At 34.5% G+C, this 22,701-nt stretch carries 22 protein-coding genes; 16 read left to right on the top strand and 6 right to left on the bottom strand.

Annotated elements, in window-relative coordinates:
* The first annotated feature begins 15 nt into the window (after positions 1-15).
* Both AAEO59_RS06670 and AAEO59_RS06665 read left to right on the top strand, forming a co-directional pair.
* Positions 16-264, top strand: a complete 249-nt coding sequence (locus AAEO59_RS06670; RefSeq protein ID WP_341699960.1) for a hypothetical protein — start codon at positions 16-18, stop codon at positions 262-264.
* A gap of 160 nt (positions 265-424) precedes the next feature.
* A complete protein-coding gene (locus AAEO59_RS06665) occupies positions 425-865 on the top strand; it encodes a KTSC domain-containing protein (RefSeq protein WP_341699959.1) in 441 nt (146 codons plus the stop codon).
* Between the two features lie 73 nt (positions 866-938).
* Here the strand turns inward: AAEO59_RS06665 and AAEO59_RS06660 are convergent, their stop codons facing one another.
* Together AAEO59_RS06660 and AAEO59_RS06655 are read right to left on the bottom strand one after the other, a co-directional pair.
* Positions 939-1,631, bottom strand: coding sequence for an SIMPL domain-containing protein (locus tag AAEO59_RS06660; RefSeq protein WP_341699958.1), 693 nt, complete (start codon positions 1,629-1,631; stop codon positions 939-941).
* Positions 1,632-1,677: 46 nt separating this feature from the next.
* Positions 1,678-2,316, bottom strand: a complete 639-nt coding sequence (locus AAEO59_RS06655; RefSeq protein ID WP_341699957.1) for a rhomboid family intramembrane serine protease — start codon at positions 2,314-2,316, stop codon at positions 1,678-1,680.
* 115 nt (positions 2,317-2,431) lie between these two features.
* Here AAEO59_RS06655 and AAEO59_RS06650 point away from each other — a divergent pair, with 115 nt between their 5' ends.
* A complete protein-coding gene (locus AAEO59_RS06650) occupies positions 2,432-3,304 on the top strand; it encodes a lysophospholipid acyltransferase family protein (RefSeq protein ID WP_341699956.1) in 873 nt (290 codons plus the stop codon).
* Between the two features lie 78 nt (positions 3,305-3,382).
* On the opposite strand, the gene AAEO59_RS06645 is transcribed toward AAEO59_RS06650, so the two are convergent.
* From AAEO59_RS06645 to AAEO59_RS06635, 3 genes are all read right to left on the bottom strand, one after another.
* Entirely contained in the window at positions 3,383-3,961 is a 579-nt protein-coding gene (locus AAEO59_RS06645) for a porin family protein (protein WP_341699955.1), read from the bottom strand.
* Positions 3,962-3,977: 16 nt separating this feature from the next.
* Positions 3,978-4,718: a membrane metalloprotease gene (locus AAEO59_RS06640; RefSeq protein WP_341699954.1), complete on the bottom strand. Its 741-nt coding sequence runs from the start codon at positions 4,716-4,718 to the stop codon at positions 3,978-3,980.
* A 79-nt stretch (positions 4,719-4,797) separates the two neighbouring features.
* Complete coding sequence (locus AAEO59_RS06635; protein WP_341699953.1) at positions 4,798-5,820, bottom strand: hypothetical protein; 1,023 nt, start codon at positions 5,818-5,820, stop codon at positions 4,798-4,800.
* A 239-nt stretch (positions 5,821-6,059) separates the two neighbouring features.
* Between AAEO59_RS06635 and AAEO59_RS06630 the strand changes: the two genes are divergently transcribed.
* The 7 genes from AAEO59_RS06630 (at position 6,060) to AAEO59_RS06600 (ending at position 12,812) form a co-directional block, all read left to right on the top strand.
* A complete protein-coding gene (locus AAEO59_RS06630) occupies positions 6,060-6,575 on the top strand; it encodes an RNA polymerase sigma factor (protein ID WP_341699952.1) in 516 nt (171 codons plus the stop codon).
* Between the two features lie 58 nt (positions 6,576-6,633).
* A complete protein-coding gene (locus tag AAEO59_RS06625; RefSeq protein ID WP_341699951.1) occupies positions 6,634-7,548 on the top strand; it encodes a FecR family protein in 915 nt (304 codons plus the stop codon).
* Positions 7,535-10,063, top strand: coding sequence for a TonB-dependent receptor (locus AAEO59_RS06620; RefSeq protein ID WP_341699950.1), 2,529 nt, complete (start codon positions 7,535-7,537; stop codon positions 10,061-10,063). The genes AAEO59_RS06625 and AAEO59_RS06620 overlap by 14 nt, the downstream gene beginning before the upstream one ends.
* A gap of 188 nt (positions 10,064-10,251) precedes the next feature.
* Positions 10,252-10,773: a hypothetical protein gene (locus tag AAEO59_RS06615; protein ID WP_341699949.1), complete on the top strand. Its 522-nt coding sequence runs from the start codon at positions 10,252-10,254 to the stop codon at positions 10,771-10,773.
* Between the two features lie 346 nt (positions 10,774-11,119).
* Entirely contained in the window at positions 11,120-11,581 is a 462-nt protein-coding gene (locus AAEO59_RS06610) for a hypothetical protein (protein ID WP_341699948.1), read from the top strand.
* A 141-nt stretch (positions 11,582-11,722) separates the two neighbouring features.
* Positions 11,723-12,271: an REP-associated tyrosine transposase gene (locus AAEO59_RS06605; RefSeq protein ID WP_341699947.1), complete on the top strand. Its 549-nt coding sequence runs from the start codon at positions 11,723-11,725 to the stop codon at positions 12,269-12,271.
* A 142-nt stretch (positions 12,272-12,413) separates the two neighbouring features.
* On the top strand, positions 12,414-12,812 hold the full coding sequence (locus tag AAEO59_RS06600; RefSeq protein WP_341699946.1) for a DoxX family protein: 399 nt from the start codon (positions 12,414-12,416) through the stop codon (positions 12,810-12,812).
* 163 nt (positions 12,813-12,975) lie between these two features.
* Here AAEO59_RS06600 and glmM read toward each other — a convergent pair whose 3' ends face one another.
* Positions 12,976-14,370, bottom strand: a complete 1,395-nt coding sequence (glmM, locus tag AAEO59_RS06595) for a phosphoglucosamine mutase (protein ID WP_341699945.1) — start codon at positions 14,368-14,370, stop codon at positions 12,976-12,978.
* 100 nt (positions 14,371-14,470) lie between these two features.
* Here glmM and AAEO59_RS06590 point away from each other — a divergent pair, with 100 nt between their 5' ends.
* The 6 genes from AAEO59_RS06590 (at position 14,471) to AAEO59_RS06565 (ending at position 22,607) form a co-directional block, all read left to right on the top strand.
* On the top strand, positions 14,471-15,055 hold the full coding sequence (locus AAEO59_RS06590; protein WP_341699944.1) for an acyl carrier protein phosphodiesterase: 585 nt from the start codon (positions 14,471-14,473) through the stop codon (positions 15,053-15,055).
* 1 nt (position 15,056) lies between these two features.
* The gene (locus AAEO59_RS06585; RefSeq protein ID WP_341699943.1) at positions 15,057-15,731 is read left to right on the top strand and encodes a DNA alkylation repair protein; all 675 of its coding nucleotides are present in this window, start codon (positions 15,057-15,059) and stop codon (positions 15,729-15,731) included.
* A 37-nt stretch (positions 15,732-15,768) separates the two neighbouring features.
* Positions 15,769-17,553, top strand: a complete 1,785-nt coding sequence (locus AAEO59_RS06580; protein WP_341699942.1) for a chloride channel protein — start codon at positions 15,769-15,771, stop codon at positions 17,551-17,553.
* Positions 17,554-17,673: 120 nt separating this feature from the next.
* Positions 17,674-18,627: a Fic family protein gene (locus AAEO59_RS06575; protein ID WP_341699941.1), complete on the top strand. Its 954-nt coding sequence runs from the start codon at positions 17,674-17,676 to the stop codon at positions 18,625-18,627.
* A gap of 122 nt (positions 18,628-18,749) precedes the next feature.
* Positions 18,750-21,581, top strand: coding sequence for an excinuclease ABC subunit UvrA (uvrA, locus tag AAEO59_RS06570; protein WP_341699940.1), 2,832 nt, complete (start codon positions 18,750-18,752; stop codon positions 21,579-21,581).
* 138 nt (positions 21,582-21,719) lie between these two features.
* A complete protein-coding gene (locus tag AAEO59_RS06565) occupies positions 21,720-22,607 on the top strand; it encodes an alpha/beta hydrolase (RefSeq protein WP_341699939.1) in 888 nt (295 codons plus the stop codon).
* Positions 22,608-22,701 lie beyond the last annotated feature (94 nt).

Here is a 22,701-nt window from a genome sequence, read left to right as displayed (position 1 = left end):
TTATACAAAAATATTATGGACAAATCTTCAGATAAAAAGATGCTACAAAAAGGTGTTTTTACAGGAGTTATTGAAAAAGATGAAAACAACAACTTTTTTTGCGGAGAATATCTGCTGGATTACAAAATGGTACAATCTAAATTCGCTGTAGGTGATTGGATTACGATAAAATCAATTATTGAAAATCCAAGTGACATTAGTTTCAAACAATATCCTAAAAAGTCAAAAAACTTTGATAAGGCAAATAACAAACCAGAACAGTAATCGCTGATTATCTGACTATTAGCATTTAAAAACTTTTTTCTTTTTTTCAAAAGGAAAATTGAAAACTTAAAAAAAAGTGTACCTTTGCAAAAAAATTGTCAATCTAGAAACTAAAAATCAATTGCTTTTCTACTTTAAAGACAAGCATTTATCCTAATTTATGAAAAAAATAGTTGAATACCGTAAGCTTTTAAATGTTGATAAAACTGTACAATTGAAAGAATTGAAAACCATTTATCGTAATGCAATGAAAGAAGCGCATCCGGATAAATTTCAAGGTGATGAAGCTGGTTTAAAAGCTGCTGAGGAAAACAGTAAAAAAATTATTGAAGCTTACCACCATTTAGTAAGTATCAATCCTGAGACTATCAAACAAAATTTACCAGAATATCAGGAAACTATTGCTACAGCTACTATTACAGATTACAAATTTGAAGAAGCAAGATTAGTAGTTAATTTCTCTAACGGAAGTGTTTATGAATACATCAGTGTTCCTAAAGCAACTTATGTGAAAATGGTAAATGCAGATTCTCCTGCACGTTTTGCTAAAAGACACGTTTTTGGTTCTTTCCCATATAGAAAAGTAACAAACCAAGATTAATTACATTAATCTCAATCCATAAAAAAAGCCAGTAAAATTAAGTTTTACTGGCTTTTTTACTTTTAAAAATAGATTATTCCAAAATAAAATTCACACTTACATTGGCTGTTATAGTAATCTCTCCTGCTGCCAATGTTTCTCTAGGAGCAGCATCACTTTCTGCTAAAGACATTGTTTTAAATCGGGCGTAAACCGGTTGTGGTGAATAACTTTGTGTGTTATCAGAAATCGTCATTGCTTTTCCAACTTTTTGACCTAAAACTGATACATAATCTTCGGCTTTGTGTTTGGCTTCTTTCATCGCTAATTTTCTAGCTTCCGATTCGTAATCTGCTAATTTTGATGATTGAAAAATCACATTATCAATTCGGTTGATGCCTTGGTTTACTAAACCATCCATCAATTCGTCATACTTATTCAAATCACGAACAATAATTTCGATAGTTTGAGTTGCATTGTAACTGGTTTTCTTTTTCTCATAATCGTACTGTGGATTCAAACTCACGCGTTGCGTACGAAAATCGGAAGAAGCAAAATTCATTTTCTTAATGAGTTTTAAAACCGCATCAATTTTAGTATCATTTTCTTTTTTTACATCCTTAGCTACATTTCCTTTCGTTTCTACTGAAACCGAAATTGTAGCCTGATCTGGAGTTACTTTAACTTTTCCTTCTCCCGAAACTGTTATTTGAGGAACTTGCTTTATCTCTTGAGCATATGCAAAAGGCATTAACATTAAGGCTAAAAATACTATCTTTCTTTTCATGATTTTATGTTTTTAAGTTTACAACAACTATCCAAAAGTTATGCCATTAAATCTTATTTTTCTTAATCAAAACAAACAATAACACTATTGGAATCGTTAACAAACTCACCATCAATGGTTCTGTAAAAATTAAATCAGGATAAATTAACAAAGTAATAAGATAACCTCCAATGGCTCCACCAAAATGAGCCGTATGCCCTATTCCGTCATTTTTGGCTTTCATACCATAAATGGAATATAATAAGTATAAAATTCCAAAAAGATAGGCCGGCATTGGAATTATAAAAAAGATTCCCAACATCATATCAGGCTGTAACAAAATTGCCGAATACAAAACTCCTGTAACAGCCCCAGATGCACCCACAGCACGATAATGATATTCGTTTTTATGAATTACCAATGTGAGCAGGCTTCCACAAATTAGACTTGCAAAATAAATCATTACAAACATTAAGTTTCCTAAATAAGCGCTTACCACCGGAGCAAAAAAGTACAACGTAATCATATTAAAGGCCAAATGCCCCAAATCGGCATGTAGAAATCCGGAAGTTAACATTCTAATTTGTTCACCGGCACGAATACTGCCCAAATGAAATTCGTATTTTCTAAAAAAAGAATAATCATTAAATCCTTTGTAACTAAAAAGAACATTGGCGAGTATAATTGCAATCAAAAAAGTATTCATAGTTTTATTTATTATCAATGGTAAATATAAGGAATCCAACATAGCACTACAGTAAAACGCAACTTTATATAGGATATTCTTTTTTAATTATATTTGTACCTTTAAAAAATACTGCATGCAATTTTTAGCTTTTATAATCGCTTATCCGTTTCTTTTACTGATATCCATTTTACCATTTAGAATTTTTTACTGGATTTCTGACCTAATCTTCTTAGTAGTTTACTACATTATAGGCTATCGCAAAGAGACAGTAAAAAACAATTTAAAAATTGCTTTACCCCATTTGACTGATGCAGAACGCTTGGTCATTGAAAAAAAATTCTACCACCATTTTTGTGACTTATTTATGGAAATGGTAAAAACCATGACTATTTCACCCGAAGAAATACAACAACGTTTTAAAATTACCAATCCGGAATTACTTAAAGAATTTGAAGAAAAAAATCGAAGCATTATGGTTTTGGCTTCTCATTATGCCAGTTGGGAATGGTTAATTGCAATCAACCTAAAGTCAAGTTATCAGGGTGTAGCTGTTTATAAAAGAATTGCCAACCGATATTTTGACAACCTTATCAAAAAAATTCGTTCTGAATTTAAAACTGAATTAGTTTCCACCGAAAAAACCATTCCTTTAATGGCCAACAATCAAAGAAAAGGCATCCTGTCTCTCTACGGACTTATCAGTGATCAATCCCCAAAAACGAAACAAATTGCGCATTGGGAAAGTTTTATGGGAATTGAAACTCCGGTTCATATTGGTCCGGAATTGTTGTCCAAAAAATACAATCTTAATGTGGTTTTTGCCAAAGTTACTAAGGTCAAAAGAGGCTATTATGAAGCTACTTTAATCCCTATAACTGATGAACCAAAATCATTGCCTAATTATGAAATCATCCATCGCTATATTAAAGAAGTAGAAAAACAAATTTATGAAGTTCCTGAATATTATTTCTGGACGCATAAAAGATGGAAACACCAACCTGAATAAAGCAAAAAAGCTTAGCCGAATTGTTCAACAATTACACACTAAGCTTTTTTTATATTCAAAAAATGACTGATTTGACGTTTACAAATCAAATCCTAGAGAAAACATCCACACTCGGTTTTGGGCTTTTTGTTCATCATATAAATCACCTAATCCCAGATGATATCTCACTCCTAAACTCACTCCTGAATTGGTTTTGAAACCAGCTCCAAAATTCATTCCCCAATCTAAACTGCTTGGGTCATATTCCTGAGTACTGCTAAATAAACCCTCATAAATTTCCTTGTGTGTAATAGCTACACCTATTTGCGGACCTGCTTCCAAGAAAAAATTTTGTGAAGGATAGGCTTTGAACATTACAGGTAAATTGATGTAATTTAGTTTTTGGATAAACCTTCCTGAACCGTTTGTAATTTCATAACCTTGTTGCGAAAATAGTAATTCCGGCTGGATAGAAAAGGAATCGCTTAAAAAAGATTCTCCATAAACTCCGATATGAAAACCATTTCGAGTATCTGTTTCTCCCTCACCATCAAAACTTACCGAAGCTAAGTTATATCCTCCTTTAATCCCCCCATTGGATTTGTGCGACGAAGATTCCTGTGCCGCTACAGATGTTACTAAACCTAGCAACAATCCCATTAAATATAATCTTTTCATATGTCTGTCTTAAAAATTATTTTCCGCCAAAAGCCTGAAGATCTGCTATACATTGTGCATCTAATTGTGGTATTGTTCCACCTGTTAAATTAGTTCCTGATTCGGCTTCCCAGTACATTAAACAACTACTATTTGAACAATGTCTTTTATGATTCGCATCTTCATGATTTGTTTGCATGGCTGTTCCTGCATTGGTTAAACCTAAAATATGACCAAATTCATGTTCGATTACTGTAGACTCTAAAACCGTTGTACTTGGCTTATACAAACCACCACTCATTTTTTTAATGGTATTTTCATAAATTACAAAAGAAGTATTTCTGTAAGCTGTACCTAAAACAACTGATGTGTTTGTATCTGAAGAAGATTTTGCATCTGCAAAAAAAGCCCAAACTGCAATTTGACTTCCTTCATTGTAATTAATTCGGTTTGCTGCTTCTATGGCAATAATTTGTGCATTAGTATAGCTTTCATTTCCCGGCGAAGGAATAGCTCTTTTTTGAATTGTAATTCCTCCCGATTTATTTACTCGGTTTTCTAAGAAACTTTTGAAATTATTTAATGCTGTTGCCGAAGGTTCAAATCCTTCTACATAAACCACTTCTATAATCATACTGTCAAATTTATCTTCCGACAATAATTCATGGGCTGAGGAACCTAATCCCTTTTGGTTGGCAGCCTTAGTATTACCTTCAGAATCAGAACAGGAATTCAGAAATAAACAAACTAAAGCAACAACAGCTAATATTTTCTTCATTGATATATTTTTATAAAAAACTTTCCTTTGCAAAATAGAAATTAAAAACAAATTATCTGCAAAAATCAAGCTTTAACAATTAGATTTGTTTTAATACTAAAGTTACTGCACTATTGGTTGTACTTTGCAATGTAATTGTTGAGGCAGTAAAACTAGTTACTTTCCATGATTTATTGAATACCGTAAAATTAGTATTACTAGTAAAATCTAATTGTAAATATACATCTGTTTCTGATTTCATACTATAAGTACCTGAAGCCACAGTAGTCAATGTTTCCATAGACTTCACCTTCCAATCGTTTGTAAAGTCAATAGTCTTATTCAAATAATAACTAGTAACCGATTCCACTCCTGCAACAATATAAGAACTCACTTTAAAAGTCCCATTAACTAAAATAGCCTCCAATTTTTCTTTGTTATCTTCAGCTACTTCCATCTTTGATTTAATATCTAAAGCAGCATTAATTGCAGCCTTAAATTCTGCTTCTGAATTGATTATCTGACTTGTACTACCTGAAAGTGTAACAGTTATAGGGTATTGTATTGAAAAAAGTTCTGTTGAAGTCATATTCTTCATATATAAATACAATTCCTCTTCAGATTTGATCACTACACTTCCTGTTAGTTGTAAACTAGAGTCAAAAGATAACATTGTAATTGGGAATTTAATGTTTATTGACGAAATCGCATCTTCACTTTCACTACAATTTTCGGTAATTTCATCATATTCTGATTGACTATTAACAGTTACAACTGTATAATCACTCATTTTAATTTTAACAGGAAATTGTAATTCCACAGCATCATCGTCAATTGCCCCTATAATTGATAATGCAGCCTCCAAATTAGTTTGACTTGAGATACTAACTTGAATACCATTAATTTTAACAACATATGGAAATACAATAGAAGAGCAAGAGGAATCATCTAAAAAATCATCAGACGAACCATCAAACATGGATACTCTTTTAAGATTAGTAGCTGCTGTAGAGTTAGCAGTATTTGGGTTATCCCCTTGTACTTCTTCAATTTCGCTTTGGCAAGAGGTTAAACTAAAAATACCCATCAAAGCAATTCCTGTAATCAATTGTAATGTTTTCATAATTTTACAAATTTAATATTTTCTAATAGTTAATTAATGCCGAATTATTCGCATTTCTATCAGTAAGACAACCATCAACATTTTTTCCCCACCCTAAAAAACAAAAAAAATCAAAAAATAATATAAAATACTAAACACCAATATTTTAAATATTTAAAAAAGTGCAACTAAACAAAAAAGAAATCAATTTCAAAAAAAATAAATTACTTTTACCCTAACCAAATCCCAATCCTAAGAGAATGTCAGAGAAGAAAAATAATCTTTGCGAAGAATCCTATTTTAGCGAATTTTATATTAAAACGATTCAATCGGCAACTAATTTTGCCTATTACAAATCAGGCGATGCTGATGCTGCTTTAGACTTAGTCCAGGAAGCCTTTGCTAAAATCTGGGAAAATTGCTCCCAAATAGATTATACTAAAGTCAAAACCTATCTATTTACAACCGTAAATAATTTATTTCTTAACTCGGTCAAACATCAAAAAGTAGTTATGGCTTTCGCCAAAGAAACACCAGTGCTAGATAAAACCAATCAAAGTCCAGAATACCTTTTAGAAGAAGAAGAATTCAAAATAAAATTGCAAAAAGCACTAAGTTCTCTAAGCGAAGCTCAACGCGAAGTTTTTTTAATGAATCGAATTGACGGAAAAAAATACAGAGAAATTGCCGAAATATTGGACATCAGTCAAAAAGCGGTTGAAAAAAGAATGTCGGGCGCTTTGAAAATTTTAAAAGAACAAATAGAAAATATTTAATGCATTGAATAGTAGGGTAAAAAACGATACAGTTGTCTTATCATTATAGCGAGAACTCATGAAAAAGGAAAAAGAAATATTAAAATGGCTTGATGGTGAACTTTCGGCTGACGAAACTGCTGATTTAAAACAATCGGAGGGTTTTGACACCATAGAAAAAATTGCGCATTATGCATCACACATCGATACACCAAAAATAAATGCCGAAGAAGCTTTGGCTGCATTTAAGAACAGAAAACTAACTAAAAAGAAAACTAAAGTACGCCCTTTGTATTTTAGTACTGTTTTTAAAGTAGCAGCTGTTTTTGTGGTTCTTTTAGCCTCGGCTTATTGGCTGTTTTTGAACACTAATGCAACTTTTGAAACCGGAATTGCACAAACACAAACCTTTAAATTACCGGATAATTCGGAAGTGCTTTTGAATGCTTCTTCCAAAATTACTTTCAATGAACACAATTGGGACAAGAAAAGAGATTTAACTCTGGAAGGAGAAGCTTATTTTCAGGTTCAAAAAGGGAAAACCTTTAGTGTAAAAACCACCGACGGAGTAGTAAAAGTGCTAGGAACTCATTTTGATGTCAAACAAAGAGACAACTATTACGAAGTAAGCTGTTTTGAAGGTTTGGTAAGTGTAACTTACAATAATACAACCGTAAAATTACCTCCCGGAAAAAGCTTTAGAGTCATTAACAAACAGATTGAAAAAACAGATGATTTTGATGCTCAAACACCTTCCTGGTTACAAAAAGAATCCAGTTTTACACGTATTCCATTCCATCAGGTCATCGCCGAATTAGAGCGTCAATATGATATTAAAATTGATACTAAAGCTATTGATACCACAAAATTATTCACCGGAAGTTTCACGCATACCAATCAAAAAATCGCACTGGAATCCATCACTATTCCATTACAATTAAGCTATACCATAAAAGGCAACACCGTTACATTGTACCAATATGAAGTTCAATAAATGGATTTTTTATTTGCTCATTTCCGTTGGGAGTATTAGTACTGCGCAAACAAGCAGTAACAAAACTCCATTAACGGCTATTATTAAAAACCTGGAACAACAGTTCAGTATTAAATTTTCGTATGCTGTAGAAGACATCAATACCATTAGTATCGAAAAACCTTCTAATGCGTTCAATCTTCAGCAAACCATTGACTATTTAAACGCAAAAGTCCCGCTGAATTTCAAAGCACTCGACAGTCGCTATATTACCATTTCACGGCTGGATAAAACCATTAGTATTTGCGGATTTATTCTGACCGAAGATTCCCAAAAAAGCCTTTCGGGAGCAACTATCCGAACCAATAATTCGAAAGTAACGATTGCTTCAAAAAACGGAAGTTTCAATCTGGAGAATATTCCTCTGGAAACCAGCATTACTATTTCTCATTTAGGTTTTGAAACCAAAGAAATCAAAGCAACCGCTTTTTTCGCTTCCGCAAAAGATTGTCCAACGATCTATTTGAAACCAACCAAAGAAGAACTCAATGCCGTATTGATTCCGGTGTTTCTAACTTCCGGTTTACAAAAAGCTATCGATGGAAGTACCATTTTAAACACCAAAAAATTTGGCATCCTTCCCGGATTGACAGAACCTGATGTCTTACAATCCATTCAAACACTGCCGGGAATTGAAAGTGCTAATGAAAGTGTCGCCAATATCAATGTACGCGGTGGAACGAACGACCAAAACCTTATGCTTTGGGACAATATCAAAATGTATCATTCCGGTCATTTTTTTGGTTTAATTTCGGCTTACAATCCTAATTTAACCAACAAGGTTGTGGTGACTAAAAACGGTACCAGTGCCGAATTTAGCGATGGTGTTTCAAGTATGATTAATATGAGTACCAATAGCGAAATCAAAAATTCCGTTTCCGGCGGTGGAGGTATCAACCTGATCAGCGGTGATGTATTTGTTCAAATTCCGTTAGCCAAAAATCTGGAAATCGATCTTTCCGCCCGTCATTCCATTACCGATTTTGTCAACACGCCTACTTATACCAACTATTACAAAAAGAGTTTTCAGGACACTGAAATCAATGCTGATAATACCACTAAAAACAGCAGTTCCGATTTTTATTTCTACGATTATACCGCCAAAATTCTTTATGATGCAAACGACAAACATCAATTTAGAGCCAATTTTATTGGGATAACTAATGAATTAAATTATACGGAAACCAATAACTCCGATGACAGCAAATCCAAATCCAGTGCGCTTTCGCAAAAGAATATCGGACTAGGCGGAAGTTGGAATGCCCAATGGACACCAAAGTTAAGCACGCAATTCAACAGCTATTACTCCAGATACAACATTGATTCCCGCGATTATCGCATTGCCACCGATCAGATGTTGACCGAAGCGAATGAAGTGATTGAAACGGCGACCAAATTGAATTTGTATTATGCTTTTAATGAACATATCCGCCTTTTATCCGGTTATCAGCTAAACGAAACGGGGATGCTCAATCAAACCCGAGTGAACAATCCGTTTTATTCGAGTACCAAAAAGAGTGTGTTACTCAATCAGGCTTTGTACACCGAAACCGAATACAACAAGAACAACACCTATTTTCGTCTAGGCGTCCGACTGAATTATTTCCAAAAATTCCAAAAATTCCTTTTGGAACCCCGCATCAATTTCAGACAAAAACTTTCAGAGCAACTGGCTTTAAAAGTAGAAAGCGAATTTAAGAATCAAAGTTCCACCCAAATAATCGATTTTGAAGATGATTTTCTGGGTGTGGAAAAAAGACGCTGGCAATTGGTCGACAATCAAAATATCCCGATTGCGACCAGCAAGCAAGTTTCATTAGGATTTGATTTTAATGAGGCCAACTGGAATATGGAACTGAATGGTTTTTATAAAGTAGTGAACGGAATTACGGCTTCCAACCAAGGTTTTTACAACAATTTTCAATACCAAAATGCACATGGCAGCTACACCGACAGAGGTATTGAATTTTTAATTAACAAAACCACCCAAAAATACAGTACTTGGTTGAGTTATACCTTTAGCCAAAACAATTACTACTTTGAAAGTTTCTCCCCTTCCACCTTCCCGAATAATGTGGATATAAGACATTCAGTGACCTTTGGGTTTAATTTTAACCTTCAGCAGCATTTCAAAATTTCCTTTGGTGCCATTTACCACAGCGGCATTCCGTATACCAAACCCGTTGCAGGCAATGAAACGGTCAAAAACGGCAACAACTATTTTGTGAATTACGATGCCCCTAACAGCCTGAATCTGGATGATTTTTTACGTTTGGATACGTCACTGAGCTATGATTTCAGTTTTAGTCCAAGGCTAAAAGCCATCCTAAGAGCGGGAATTATCAATGTTAGCAATCAAAACAACATTATCAATCGTTACTACAAAGTAGATCCTAACGATACTTCAAAAACCGTACAGGTTAACAACAAATCACTGGGTTTGACACCTAATGTAAGTTTCAGAGTGAATTTTTAAGTAACAAACTTCTCTTAATAAAAAAAATCTCCTCAAATAAAATATACTGTAGAAATTTGTAATAATTTATCTATATATTTGGGTAAAATATGCTATACAGTAACGACTATACATCCAAAATGAGATAGATTGTCGCTGGTTTGTAGCGAGTATAAACAAGTTGTATGCAATAATCACACAATAACGTAATGAAAGAACTAAAATTGGATTTTGATGATTTTATGGAATATTTAATCTCAAAACACCAGAATGTAAAAATAAATTATCCAAATCTTGATATACAAGAATCTGATTTAATAAAGATTCTTATGGCTTCGTATTTAGATAAGTTTGCAGCAAAATTATCTTTAGAGTTTTATGAACATCCTATTACAGTAGCTGAAATCGATAATGTAATTGATAATTATGATTTTAATCAAATAAGAAATGAAATAAATTTTGATTTTAAAGTACCTGATGAAATTGAGGAATTAGAAACAAAAGTTAAAATAAAAAGCAAGGGTAAAGTATTCATCATTCACAAAAACGATGCAGATCATTTTCCATCCAATCCTCACGCACATTGGATAGATTCTAATTTAAAAATCGATTTATCAAATGGAAAGTGCTATCATATTAGAAAGCACATTTCTACACTTTCCAAAAAAGAATTTATTGATTTAAGAGCTAAAGCAACTAATTTAGGTGTCGAACTTCCTGAATTAAAATAAATTACCCCAGCTGGCGCGAGCGTTTTTCTTAAGGTTCGCTAGCGCGAACGTCTCGCTCGTGCCCGTAACAATATATACACTTATTTTAGGACAAAACACAAAAAATGGAATAGCAATATGGTACGAGCGGGACGCTCGCACTAGCAAAGTAGAAAATCCCCAGCTGCCGCGAGCGTCACGCTCGTGGACACAAAGAAATTAAAAAATTCAGGATGGGCACGAGCGGGACGCTCGCGCTAGCGAGGGAAAATCTGCTTTTTCATAAAACTATTATATATATTTGTTTGAAACAAAAACGGAAGTTTTTTCTCAGACTGACGTTATATGCCATTTTAAAACAAAACTTATGCAAGAAGAAAGATTAGTGGAATTTGAGAAATTAAAACTTGCCTACATTACTGTAAAAAACTTTCTTGAAAAAGAAGCTGGAGAAAACGTTGAGTCTTTAAAAACCAAAATTGCCGAAGACTTAAGCTTTTATGGCGAGGACAATTATTATTTGCTAACTAAATTTGTGGAAAAGTTCGAATTAGAACATTCTGATTTCAATTATGACGAACATTTCCATTCAGAAGGTGAAATCGCAAATTCAGAAATAGCACTTTATAACCTTTTAATCCTTTCTGTTTGGCTTCCGCTTAAGACAATTGAATTACTAACTTTAAATAACGTAAAAATAAATAAGCCTTCGTTTTATAAACCATCAAGAAAGGTTACTGACATGACATTTAAAGAGTTATTAACATGGTATATAGAAGGAAAATATACAAAATCTGAAATCAAATATGTACTTAAAAACGGCATATAACCGCTAGAAGAGTAAGTTGGGTTTTGGTGCTTATGGAAAGTTTGTTTTGCATTTGCAAAATTTGTACTTACCCCAGGCTAGCGCGAGCGTCACGCTCGTGCCCACAAAGTGGAACGAGTTATTTTTATCTATTTTAAAACAATGAGCCGAAAATATAAATTTGGAGAAAAATCAGGAGCTTATTTCATCAGTTTTGCAACCGTAAACTGGATAGATGTGTTTACCAGAGATGCTTATTTTTGGTGTATAATAGAATCGTTAGATTTTTGCAGAAAGAATAAAGGAATGGAACTCTATGGTTATTGTATCATGCCGAGCCATGTACATTTAATTTTTCGTTCCGCATTAAATGATCCTTCAGGATTGATAAGAGATTTTAAAGGATTTACCTCAAAAAAAATGCTCCAACTCATAGAAGCTAATCCGCAAGAAAGTAGAAAAGAATGGATGCTTTGGATGTTTGAGAGAGCTGGAAAAAAGAATAGTAATGTTACCAATGGACAGTTTTGGCAACAAAATAATCAACCAATCGAGATTTGGTCATTGAAAGTATTTGAGCAAAAGTTAGAATATATTCACAATAATCCTGTGGTAACAGGATTTGTAACCGACCCCATAGATTGGAAATATAGTAGTGCTAGAAATTATGGTAATAATGACCAATCTATTTTGGAAATTGATAGGAATTAGATGGTGGGCACGAGCGGGACGCTCGCGCTAGCGAGGGGAGAAATCATCAAAAAATGAATTCGAAATAATCCTAAAATTTTGCCAAAAAACATCTTTTTAAATAAAACAGCAGTATTTTAGTTCAAAATATAACAAATGAATTATGAATAAAAATACTGATTTAGGTTTATTAATCCTTCGCATCGCTGTGGGAGGATTAATGTTGTTGCACGGAATCGCAAAATTTGGTCATACTGAAGGAATTGGAGGTATGTTGACTGAAAAAGGATTACCCGCTTTTATGTCGTATGGAGTTTACATCACAGAAGTTATAGCTCCTATATTAATCCTTATCGGATTTAGAACAAGATTAGCTTCGGCAGTGTATGTTTTTGGAGCTTTGTTTGCGCTATTTTTAGCACACAGTTCAGAATTGTTTGAATTAAGCGAACATGGTGGCTGGAAATTAGAGTTATTAGGTTTATATATTTCCGGAGCTTTATGCTTATTCTTTACCGGAGGTGGAAAATTGGCAGCATCATCCTCTAATCAATGGGATTAAAAAAGTCCTATTGTCACATCGAGCGCAGTCGAGAACCTTAATTGCGCATCTCGACAGCGCTCGATGTGACAAAAAAGTAATAGACTGTTATTTCCATAAATGCTATAAAAAAAGCCCTTACAAATAGAAAATCTGAAAGGGCTTTTAAATTTTATATGGAAAATTAAATTCCTGCGATTGCTTTGATTTCATCAATAATGCGCAATGCCAAAGCATCCGCCTGAGATTGCAAAGGTGCTTCGGTATAAATACGGATAATTGGTTCGGTATTGGATTTTCTTAAGTGTACCCATTCGTTAGCAAAATCAATTTTCACTCCGTCAATTGTAGAAATATCTTCGTTTTTGTATTTCTCTGTCATCGCCACTAAAATAGCATCCACATCAATTTGCGGAGTCAATTCGATTTTGTTTTTGCTCATATAATACTCTGGATAAGAAGCACGCAAAGCCGAAACACTCATGTTCTTATTAGCCAAATGCGTCAGGAACAAAGCCACTCCTACCAAACTATCACGACCATAATGCGACTCCGGATAGATAATTCCACCGTTTCCTTCACCACCTATGATGGCATTATTCTTTTTCATCAATTCCACTACATTCACCTCTCCTACTGCACTCGCTTCGTAATTGCCGTTATGGGCATTCGTTACATCACGCAACGCACGGGAAGAAGACATATTAGAAACGGTATTTCCAGGCGTTTTGCTCAACACATAATCAGCAACAGCTACCAAAGTGTATTCTTCACCAAACATTTCTCCGTCTTCGCTAATAAATGCCAAACGATCCACATCCGGATCTACTACGATACCAAAATCAGCTTTTTCTTCTACAACCAATTCACAGATATCTTTCAAATGTTCCTTTAAAGGTTCCGGGTTATGAGGAAAATGTCCGTTTGGTTCGCAATATAATTTTACTACTTCCACGCCCATTAATTCTAACAACTTAGGAATAATTACCCCTCCCGAAGAATTAACGCCATCCACCACTACTTTAAATTTGGCCGCTTTCACCGCTTCGATATCTACTAATGGTAAATTCAATACTTCGTCAATATGAATATCCATGTAAGCGTCGTTTTCAATCACTTCACCTAAACTGTCCACATCAGCAAAGTCGAAAGCTTCTGCTTCGGCAATCGCCAGGATTTTTTCTCCCTCTACTCCATTTAAGAATTCTCCTTTGTGGTTCAGTAATTTCAAAGCATTCCATTGTTTTGGATTGTGTGAAGCCGTTAAGATAAGTCCACCATCGGCACTTTCTAAGGGTACAGCCACTTCAACCGTAGGCGTTGTAGACAATCCTAAATCAATAACGTCAATACCTAAACCTATTAAAGTATTCACCACTAAATTATGAATCATGGGTCCTGAAATTCGGGCATCACGTCCTACAACTACCTTCAGATTTTTATTGTCTTTTCCATAGGTGTTTTTCAACCAGGTACCATAAGCCGAAGCAAATTTTACTGCATCTACCGGAGTAAGATTTTCACCCGTTTGACCTCCAATAGTACCACGAATTCCGGATATTGATTTAATTAATGTCATTCTTGTTTTATTTTATTGTTTGGTTATTTTTAAGAATATTGGTCACAAATATAACAATTGACAGCTAACAAAAGTCAATTAGATTTCATATTTTAGACGAATGAATTTCTTAGCACACATCTATCTTTCCGGCAATGACGAATTTGTAAAAATTGGCAATTTCATGGCCGATGGCATTCGCGGAAAGCAATTTGAAAAATATTCCCCGGAAATTCAAAAAGGGATTCTGTTGCACAGAGCCATCGATACTTATACAGATGCGCATCCCATCTTCAGAGAAAGTACCAAACGCCTTCACGAACGTTATCATCATTATGCCGGAGTAATCGTTGATATTTTTTACGATCATTTTTTGGCCAAAAATTGGAGCAATTATTCGGATGAAAATCTAGAAAAATATATCAGTCGTTTTTACCAATCCATGCATACGCATTATAATTTACTCAGCGAAAGAGCACAAAATATTTTACCATATATGGAAAAACAAAACTGGCTCTTGAGCTATCAAAGCATTGACGGAATCCATGAAATCTTAAGCCGGATGGATCGTCGAACTGACAACAAATCGAATATGCGTTTTGCATCTGAAGAACTTCAGGAATATTATGAGGAATTTGAAACAGAGTTCAGCTCTTTTTTCGAAGACATCAAAAGCTTTTGTGCCTCAAAATTAAATTCACTTTAGAATGGAATTTGTAAAACAATTAGAAACAGCTTTCTGCGAAATAAGCAATACCGAAAACGCATTGGCAATGGCGAAATACATGAAAAATCATTTTTCATTTTTTGGCATCAAAACAACCGAAAGAAGACAACGATTTAAAGAAATTTGGAAAGCAAACAAAGTGGAAGTTTCAAAAAATGCCAGAGCAATAGCTTTAGAATTGTATGCAAAAGAACAAAGAGAATTACACTATTGCGCCATAGAAATTCTAATCAAAGAGCTCCAAGGGAATTACACAAAAGAAGATATTTTACTGATTGAAAAACTACTCACCACAAATTCCTGGTGGGACAATGTGGATACGATTTCGAAATATATTCTGGGACAATATCTTTTAGAATTTCCTGATGCTATTAAAGAAACTATGGGAAATTTTTCAAATTCAAACAATATCTGGCTTAACAGAAGTGTTATTCTGTTCCAATTGGGTTACAAACAAAAAACCGATTTTGAGTTACTCAAAACCATTTGTATTCAACATCAAAATTCAACAGAATTTTTTATTCAAAAAGCAATTGGCTGGTCATTACGGGAATATGCAAAAACGAATTCAGGAGCCGTAAAAGAATTTGTTTTGGTTAATAACTTAAAGCCTTTAAGCCGAAAAGAAGCCCTTAAAAATTTAGCCGACGCTTAAAATTATAGTATTTTAGCAATTTCAAAAAAACAGAATAATGTTCAAAAAATATATAGCAAAACTGGAAAGCATAATTGGTATAGCCCAATCGTTGTTAACTGAAAAACAATTTATTTTCCTTTCGAGTGTATTAGTGGGTATTAGCTCAGCCCTTGCCGTAATTGTTTTGAAATCTTTCGCTCACTGGGTATTTGTTTTTGCAACCTATATCAACAAAATTTTGAAATTAAGTTTCATTAACAGTATCCTTCCCATTGCCGGACTTTTACTGACTGTTTTTGTAATCAAACGTCTGCTGGGCGGAACGATTGAAAAAGGAACTTCGCAAATATTATACGCTGTGGCTAAAAAAGCGAGTATCATCCCTAGAAAACAAATGTATGCGCATATCATGACCAGTTCCCTGACGGTAGGTTTGGGAGGTTCGGCAGGTTTAGAAAGTCCAATTGTGGTTACCGGAGCTGCCTTTGGTTCTAATTTTGCGCAAAATTACAAACTGAACTACAAAGACAGAACCCTACTTATAGGTTGCGGTGTTGCAGCAGGTATTGGTGCTGCGTTTAACGCTCCTATTGCCGGAGTATTATTTGCAATTGAATTTTTACTGGTCGATGTGAGTATTTCAGCCTTTACTCCTATCATGATTGCCGCGGCAACCGGAGCTTTAGTTTCTGTAATTACGTTAGACGAAACCATTTTATTAAAAGTTCAACAACAAAAAGAATTTGATTACCACAACATTCCGTTTTATGTTTTATTAGGAGTTTGCACCGGATTTATCTCGGTTTTTTACACCCGAAATTTTCAAAGAACAGAGCATTTTTTTTCTCACCTGCGATTAAACCCATACAAAAAAGCACTTTTGGGCGCTTCGATATTAGCGGTACTGATTTTTATTTTTCCAACGCTTTTTGGCGAAGGTTACGAAAGTATCCGAACGCTGGCCGACAATAATGCCGGGGAATTATTAGAGAATACCTTATTTAGTTCGTTCCAAAACAACAAATGGGTTATTCTGTTTTTTGTAGCAGCAACAATGATGATGAAAGTTTTTGCTACTTCGATTACCTTGGGTTCCGGTGGAAACGGAGGAAATTTTGCTCCTTCCCTTTTTATGGGTTCTTATGTGGGGTATGTGTTTGCAAAAACCTTAAACCTTACTGGATTAACTCACTTACCTATAAGCAATTTCACGATGATAGGAATGGCCGGAATTTTGAGTGGATTATTCCATGCGCCGCTGACAGCCATTTTCCTTATAGCTGAAATTACTGGTGGTTACAGCCTAATGCTTCCACTTATGATTGTAGCTTCTATCAGTTTTGCAATTTCAAAAACCTTCGAAAAACACTCGATGGATGTTAAAAGTTTGGTTCAAAAAGGACATGCTTTTACTAACAACAAAGACACTAATGTTTTGTCTACATTAAATACGAATTCAATCATCCATACCGATTATTTAACACTGGCTCCTGATGATAATTTGGAAAAATTAGTGGATTTGATTTCGCATTCTACCCAAACCGTTTTTGCTGTTGTTGATAAGGAAAAACATTTATTAGGCGTGGTTCATTTTAACGAAATCAGAGAGGTTATTTTTAACAAATACAGAGTCAAATACACGTTGATTAAAGAAATCATGAAAAATCCCGCCGATATTATATATCCATTTAATAACATGGAGGTGGTCATGGACAAATTTGAAAAAACCAGAAAAACATATTTACCTGTAATCAAGGACGAAAAATATTATGGTTTCATTTCAAAATCGGAAGCACTGGAAGCCTACAGAAGTAAACTAAAATCGATGACTATCGAATAAAATCATTTTCTATTCTAAAATTATTCAAACATCCTATACAGGGTGTTTTTTTTATTTTTAAAAATTAATATCGGATAGATTAAATTTGTAACTTTACCGATTATAAATAACATTTGAGTTATGTGGAATATTGACATGACATATCGAGAAGAATTTCAGGAAGTATTCGATAGATTGTATGAAAAAAAACAACTTTTACAATCTTCTCGACCATTACCCACTATGGCTTTAAATAAAATTAGAGAAAGTCTTTCGATTGAATGGACTTACAATTCTAATAGTATCGAAGGAAATACACTGAGTCTCCGAGAAACTCAAATGGTATTGCAGGAAGGTATAACCGTAAAAGGAAAATCGCTTCGGGAACATTTTGAAACACACAATCATGACAAGGCTATTGATTATTTGTTTTCAATCCTAAATGATAATTACATTCTAAGAAGTATTGATATTTTATCTTTACATGGTTTAGTATTGCGTTCTATTGAAGACGAATTTGCCGGAAGGCTTCGCAATGGAGGTGTTCGCATTACCGGAGCTAATTTTGTCCCACCAAATGCGAATAAAGTTTCTGATTTAGTTGATGAATTAATTCAATTCATCAATACTAATCCATTACAATTAAATGATATTGAACTAGCCACCGTTTTTCATCATAAATTAGTTTGGATTCATCCTTTTTTTGATGGCAATGGAAGAACGGTTCGTTTATCTATGAATTTATTATTGATGCGTTGTGGTTTTCCACCGGCAATCATTCTTAAAAATGACCGTAAAAAATATTATGAAGCATTAAATCAGGCTAATAATGGTAATTATCAAAAAATGATATTACTAATGTGTCAGGCACTTGAACGCACCTTGAATATTTATTTGAATGCCATGCCAGACAACGACAATGATTATCAAAAAATTTCAGATATTGTTAGTGAACCTGATGCTCTTTATGGTCAGGAATACATCAGTTTATTAGCCCGAACCGGAAAAATTGACGCTTATAAAGAAGGTCGAAACTGGTACACGAGCAAGCTAGCTATTGAAAACTATATGGCTAACCGAAAAAGAAAACGCTAAAAGCAATTAGCGTTTTTTTATACCCCATTTTAACATAAACTTCCCAACTGTTCTACTATAAAGCCAAATCAAAATAGTAACTTTGCTGTCATTGCGATGAAAGAAGCAATTAGCAATTAATTATGTTAGACAAAGACAATACAATTGAAGTTTTAGGTGCCCGAGTTCACAATCTTAAAAACATTGATATTTCTATCCCCCGTGAAAAAATGGTAGTTATTACAGGACTTTCGGGTTCTGGAAAATCCTCTTTAGCTTTCGATACCATTTATGCCGAAGGACAGCGCCGTTACGTAGAAACTTTTTCTGCTTATGCCAGACAATTTTTAGGAGGACTGGAACGTCCTGATGTAGATAAAATAGATGGATTGTCACCTGTTATTGCTATTGAGCAAAAAACAACTTCTAAGAGTCCGCGTTCTACCGTAGGAACTATTACTGAGATTTACGATTTCCTGCGTTTACTTTACGCTCGTGGAGCCGATGCTTACAGTTACAATACCGGCGAAAAAATGATTTCATATTCAGACGAGCAAATAAAAGATTTGATTGTAACTGATTTTGCTAACAAGCGCATCAATATTCTTGCTCCGGTAATTCGCGCCCGAAAAGGACATTATGGCGAGTTATTCATGCAAATTACCAAACAGGGATTTCTAAAAGTACGTGTCAACGGTGACATTCTGGATATTACGCCGGGCATGAAATTAGACCGTTATAAAACCCATGATATCGAAATTGTAGTAGACCGAATGCTAATTGATGACAATGAAGATACTCAAAAACGATTATCTGAAAGTATCAATACAGCAATGCATCACGGCGAAAATGTTTTGATGATTTTAGATCAGGATACACAAGAAGTGCGCTATTTTAGTAGAAATTTAATGTGTCCCTCAACGGGAATTTCGTACCAAAATCCAGAGCCTAATTTGTTTTCATTCAACTCTCCAAAAGGAGCTTGCGAACATTGTAATGGTTTAGGAACGGTAAACGAAATTAATGTTCGAAAAATAATACCAAATCCAAAGCTTTCCATAAAAGCAGGTGGTTTTGTCCCTCTTGGCGAATACAAGTCCAGCTGGATTTTTAAACAGTTGGAAATCATCGGACAAAAATTCAATTTCAAAATCACTGATCCTATTGAAAGCATCACGGAAGAAGCTATGGAAATGATTTTGAATGGTGGTAAAGAAAAATTCACGATCAATTCTAAAGAATTAGGTGTTGCCCGTGATTACAAAATAGATTTTGAAGGAATCTCTCATTTCATTAAAAACCAACATGACGAGAGTGGTTCTAGCACAATAAAACGTTGGGCAAAAGATTTTATGGACGAATTAGAGTGCCCTGTTTGTGAAGGCTCCCGTTTGAAAAAAGAAGCTTTGTTTTTTAAAATCGATGAGAAAAATATCGCCGAGTTGTGTCAAATGGATATTTCTGATTTAACAAAATGGTTCCACAATTTAAATTTACATTTATCAGAAAAACAACTACTTATCGCTTCTGAAGTAATCAAAGAAATTAAGGATCGTTTAGACTTCTTGATGAATGTAGGTTTGGACTATTTAGCATTAAGCCGAAGTTCAAAATCACTTTCGGGAGGTGAAGCACAACGCATCCGTTTAGCGACACAAATTGGTTCGCAGCTTGTTGGTGTTTTATACATTTTGGACGAACCAAGTATTGGTTTACACCAAAGAGACAATGAAAAACTGATTCACTCATTGGAACAATTACGAGACATAGGTAATTCAGTTATTGTGGTAGAACACGACAAAGACATGATTGAACGCGCCGATTATGTAATCGACATTGGCCCAAAAGCTGGAAAATTTGGCGGTGAAATCATAAGTATCGGAACACCTAAAGAAACTCTTAATTCCCAGACAATTACCGCTCAATATCTCAATGGTAAGATGAAGTTTGAAATTCCAAAAAAACGTCGTGAAGGGAATGGAAAAACATTAAAATTGTCAGGTGCAACCGGAAACAATCTGAAAAATGTTTCTATCGAATTGCCTTTAGGAAAAATGATTTGTGTGACTGGAGTTTCTGGCAGTGGAAAATCTACTTTGATTAATGAAACGCTCTATCCTATTTTGAATGCCTATTATTTTAACGGCGTTAAAAAGCCGCAGCCTTATAAAAAAATCGAAGGTTTAGAACACATTGATAAAGTGATTGATATAGACCAAAGTCCAATAGGTAGAACTCCGCGCTCTAATCCGGCGACTTATACAGAAGTTTTTAGCGAGATAAGAACTTTATTCACTAAAACTCCCGAAAGTATGATTCGCGGTTACAAAGCAGGACGCTTTAGTTTTAATGTTGCCGGAGGTCGTTGTGAAACCTGTCAGGGATCTGGAGTTCGCACTATTGAAATGAACTTTTTACCTGATGTGTATGTAGAATGCGAAACTTGTCAGGGAAAACGCTTTAACAGAGAAACTTTAGAAATTCGTTACAAAGGAAAATCAATCTCAGATGTTTTAGAGATGACAGTGGATGAAGCTGTTCCTTTTTTCGAAAACATTCCTAAAATTCACCGTAAAATCAAAACCATTCAGGATGTTGGATTGGGCTATATCACTCTGGGACAACAAAGTACTACGCTTTCCGGTGGTGAAGCCCAACGCATCAAACTGGCAGGAGAATTGTCTAAAAAAGATACCGGAAATACTTTTTATATTCTGGACGAACCTACTACAGGATTGCATTTTGAAGACATTCGCGTATTGATGGAAGTAATCAATAAATTAGTCGATAAAGGCAACACCATCCTGATTATCGAACATAATCTGGACGTTATCAAACTTGCCGACTACATCATCGACATTGGTCCTGAAGGCGGAAAAGGCGGCGGAACTGTTGTTGCCAAAGGAACTCCTGAAGAAGTAGCTCAGGTCAAAAAAAGCTATACTGCTAAGTTCTTGAAAAAAGAGTTGGTTTAATTCCCATTCCCCTCCTCCGGAGGGGTACCAAAGGGCGGGGAGGTTTTTGGTTGCTATTATCATTTCTGTAAATTATATTTTACTAAATATTTTTATATATTTGATTAAAAACCAGTTAACCAAACAATTATTTTAACCATGACCAAACTTAAATCCTCTCTATTCCTATTTTTTCTATTACAATGCTTTTCAATATTTGCGCAAATCCCTAAAGAAATTCCTTTATTTCCAGACGGAATCAAAGACAACCCAATTCTACATGAGCAAAAAGAAACCTATGTCGATTCGCTTGTAAAATCAGGTTCATTATCACAAAAAAATCGTGTTTTCAGCAACATTTCTGAACCAACTTATATGCTTTTTCCTGCTTCTGAAACCAACAATAAACACATTGCAACCATCATATTTCCCGGAGGAGGTTTTGTTAACAACTGGGTTGACAAAGAAGGAACCGATTTGGCAATTTGGCTTTCGCAACAAGGAATCAGCTGTATGGTTGTAAAATATCGAACTAACACTAAAGATGAAAAAGGAAAATTTAAAATTCCGATGGAAACAGTGTATTTTGAAGCACTTAAAAAAGATGTCAATGCGAGCGTGATAACAATGATTGAATTGGCTGACAAATTAAAATTTGATAAAGATAAAATAGGTGTACTTGGTTTTTCAGCAGGTGGATTTATATCGGAATGGTTGACTTTTACAAGTGTTAGTCAAAATTCACCTTGGAAACCAGCCTTTACAGGTCTAATTTATGCAGGAGATAGATTAAAACTACTTGAAAGTGTAAAAGACAAATCAATCTTACCTCCCTTTTTTATGGCAATCGCCAGAGATGACAAAAAATGGACAATGAAAAGAGCACTACCATTTTTATCTGCTGTAGTTGCCGAAGTTAACCAATCGGAATTACACGTTTATTCTAAAGGCGATCATGGCTTTGGTTTAGCCTATGATGAAGGTCACTCTGTAGGATTATGGAAAAACAGCTTTTATAATTGGATTTTGGATATTTATAAAAAGTAACTTTTACGTTAAACTGATTGTAAAGTTTAGCCACAAAATCAAGCAACACTAAGCGAAATCATTTCTGATTTTGCTTTTTCATTTCCACAAACGA

The organism is Flavobacterium flavipallidum, assembly GCF_038289905.1.
In the GTDB taxonomy this organism is placed as follows: Bacteria; Bacteroidota; Bacteroidia; order Flavobacteriales; family Flavobacteriaceae; genus Flavobacterium; species Flavobacterium flavipallidum.
The sequence above is the reverse complement of the archived record's forward strand: the minus strand, read 5'-3'. Positions and strand labels throughout refer to the sequence as shown.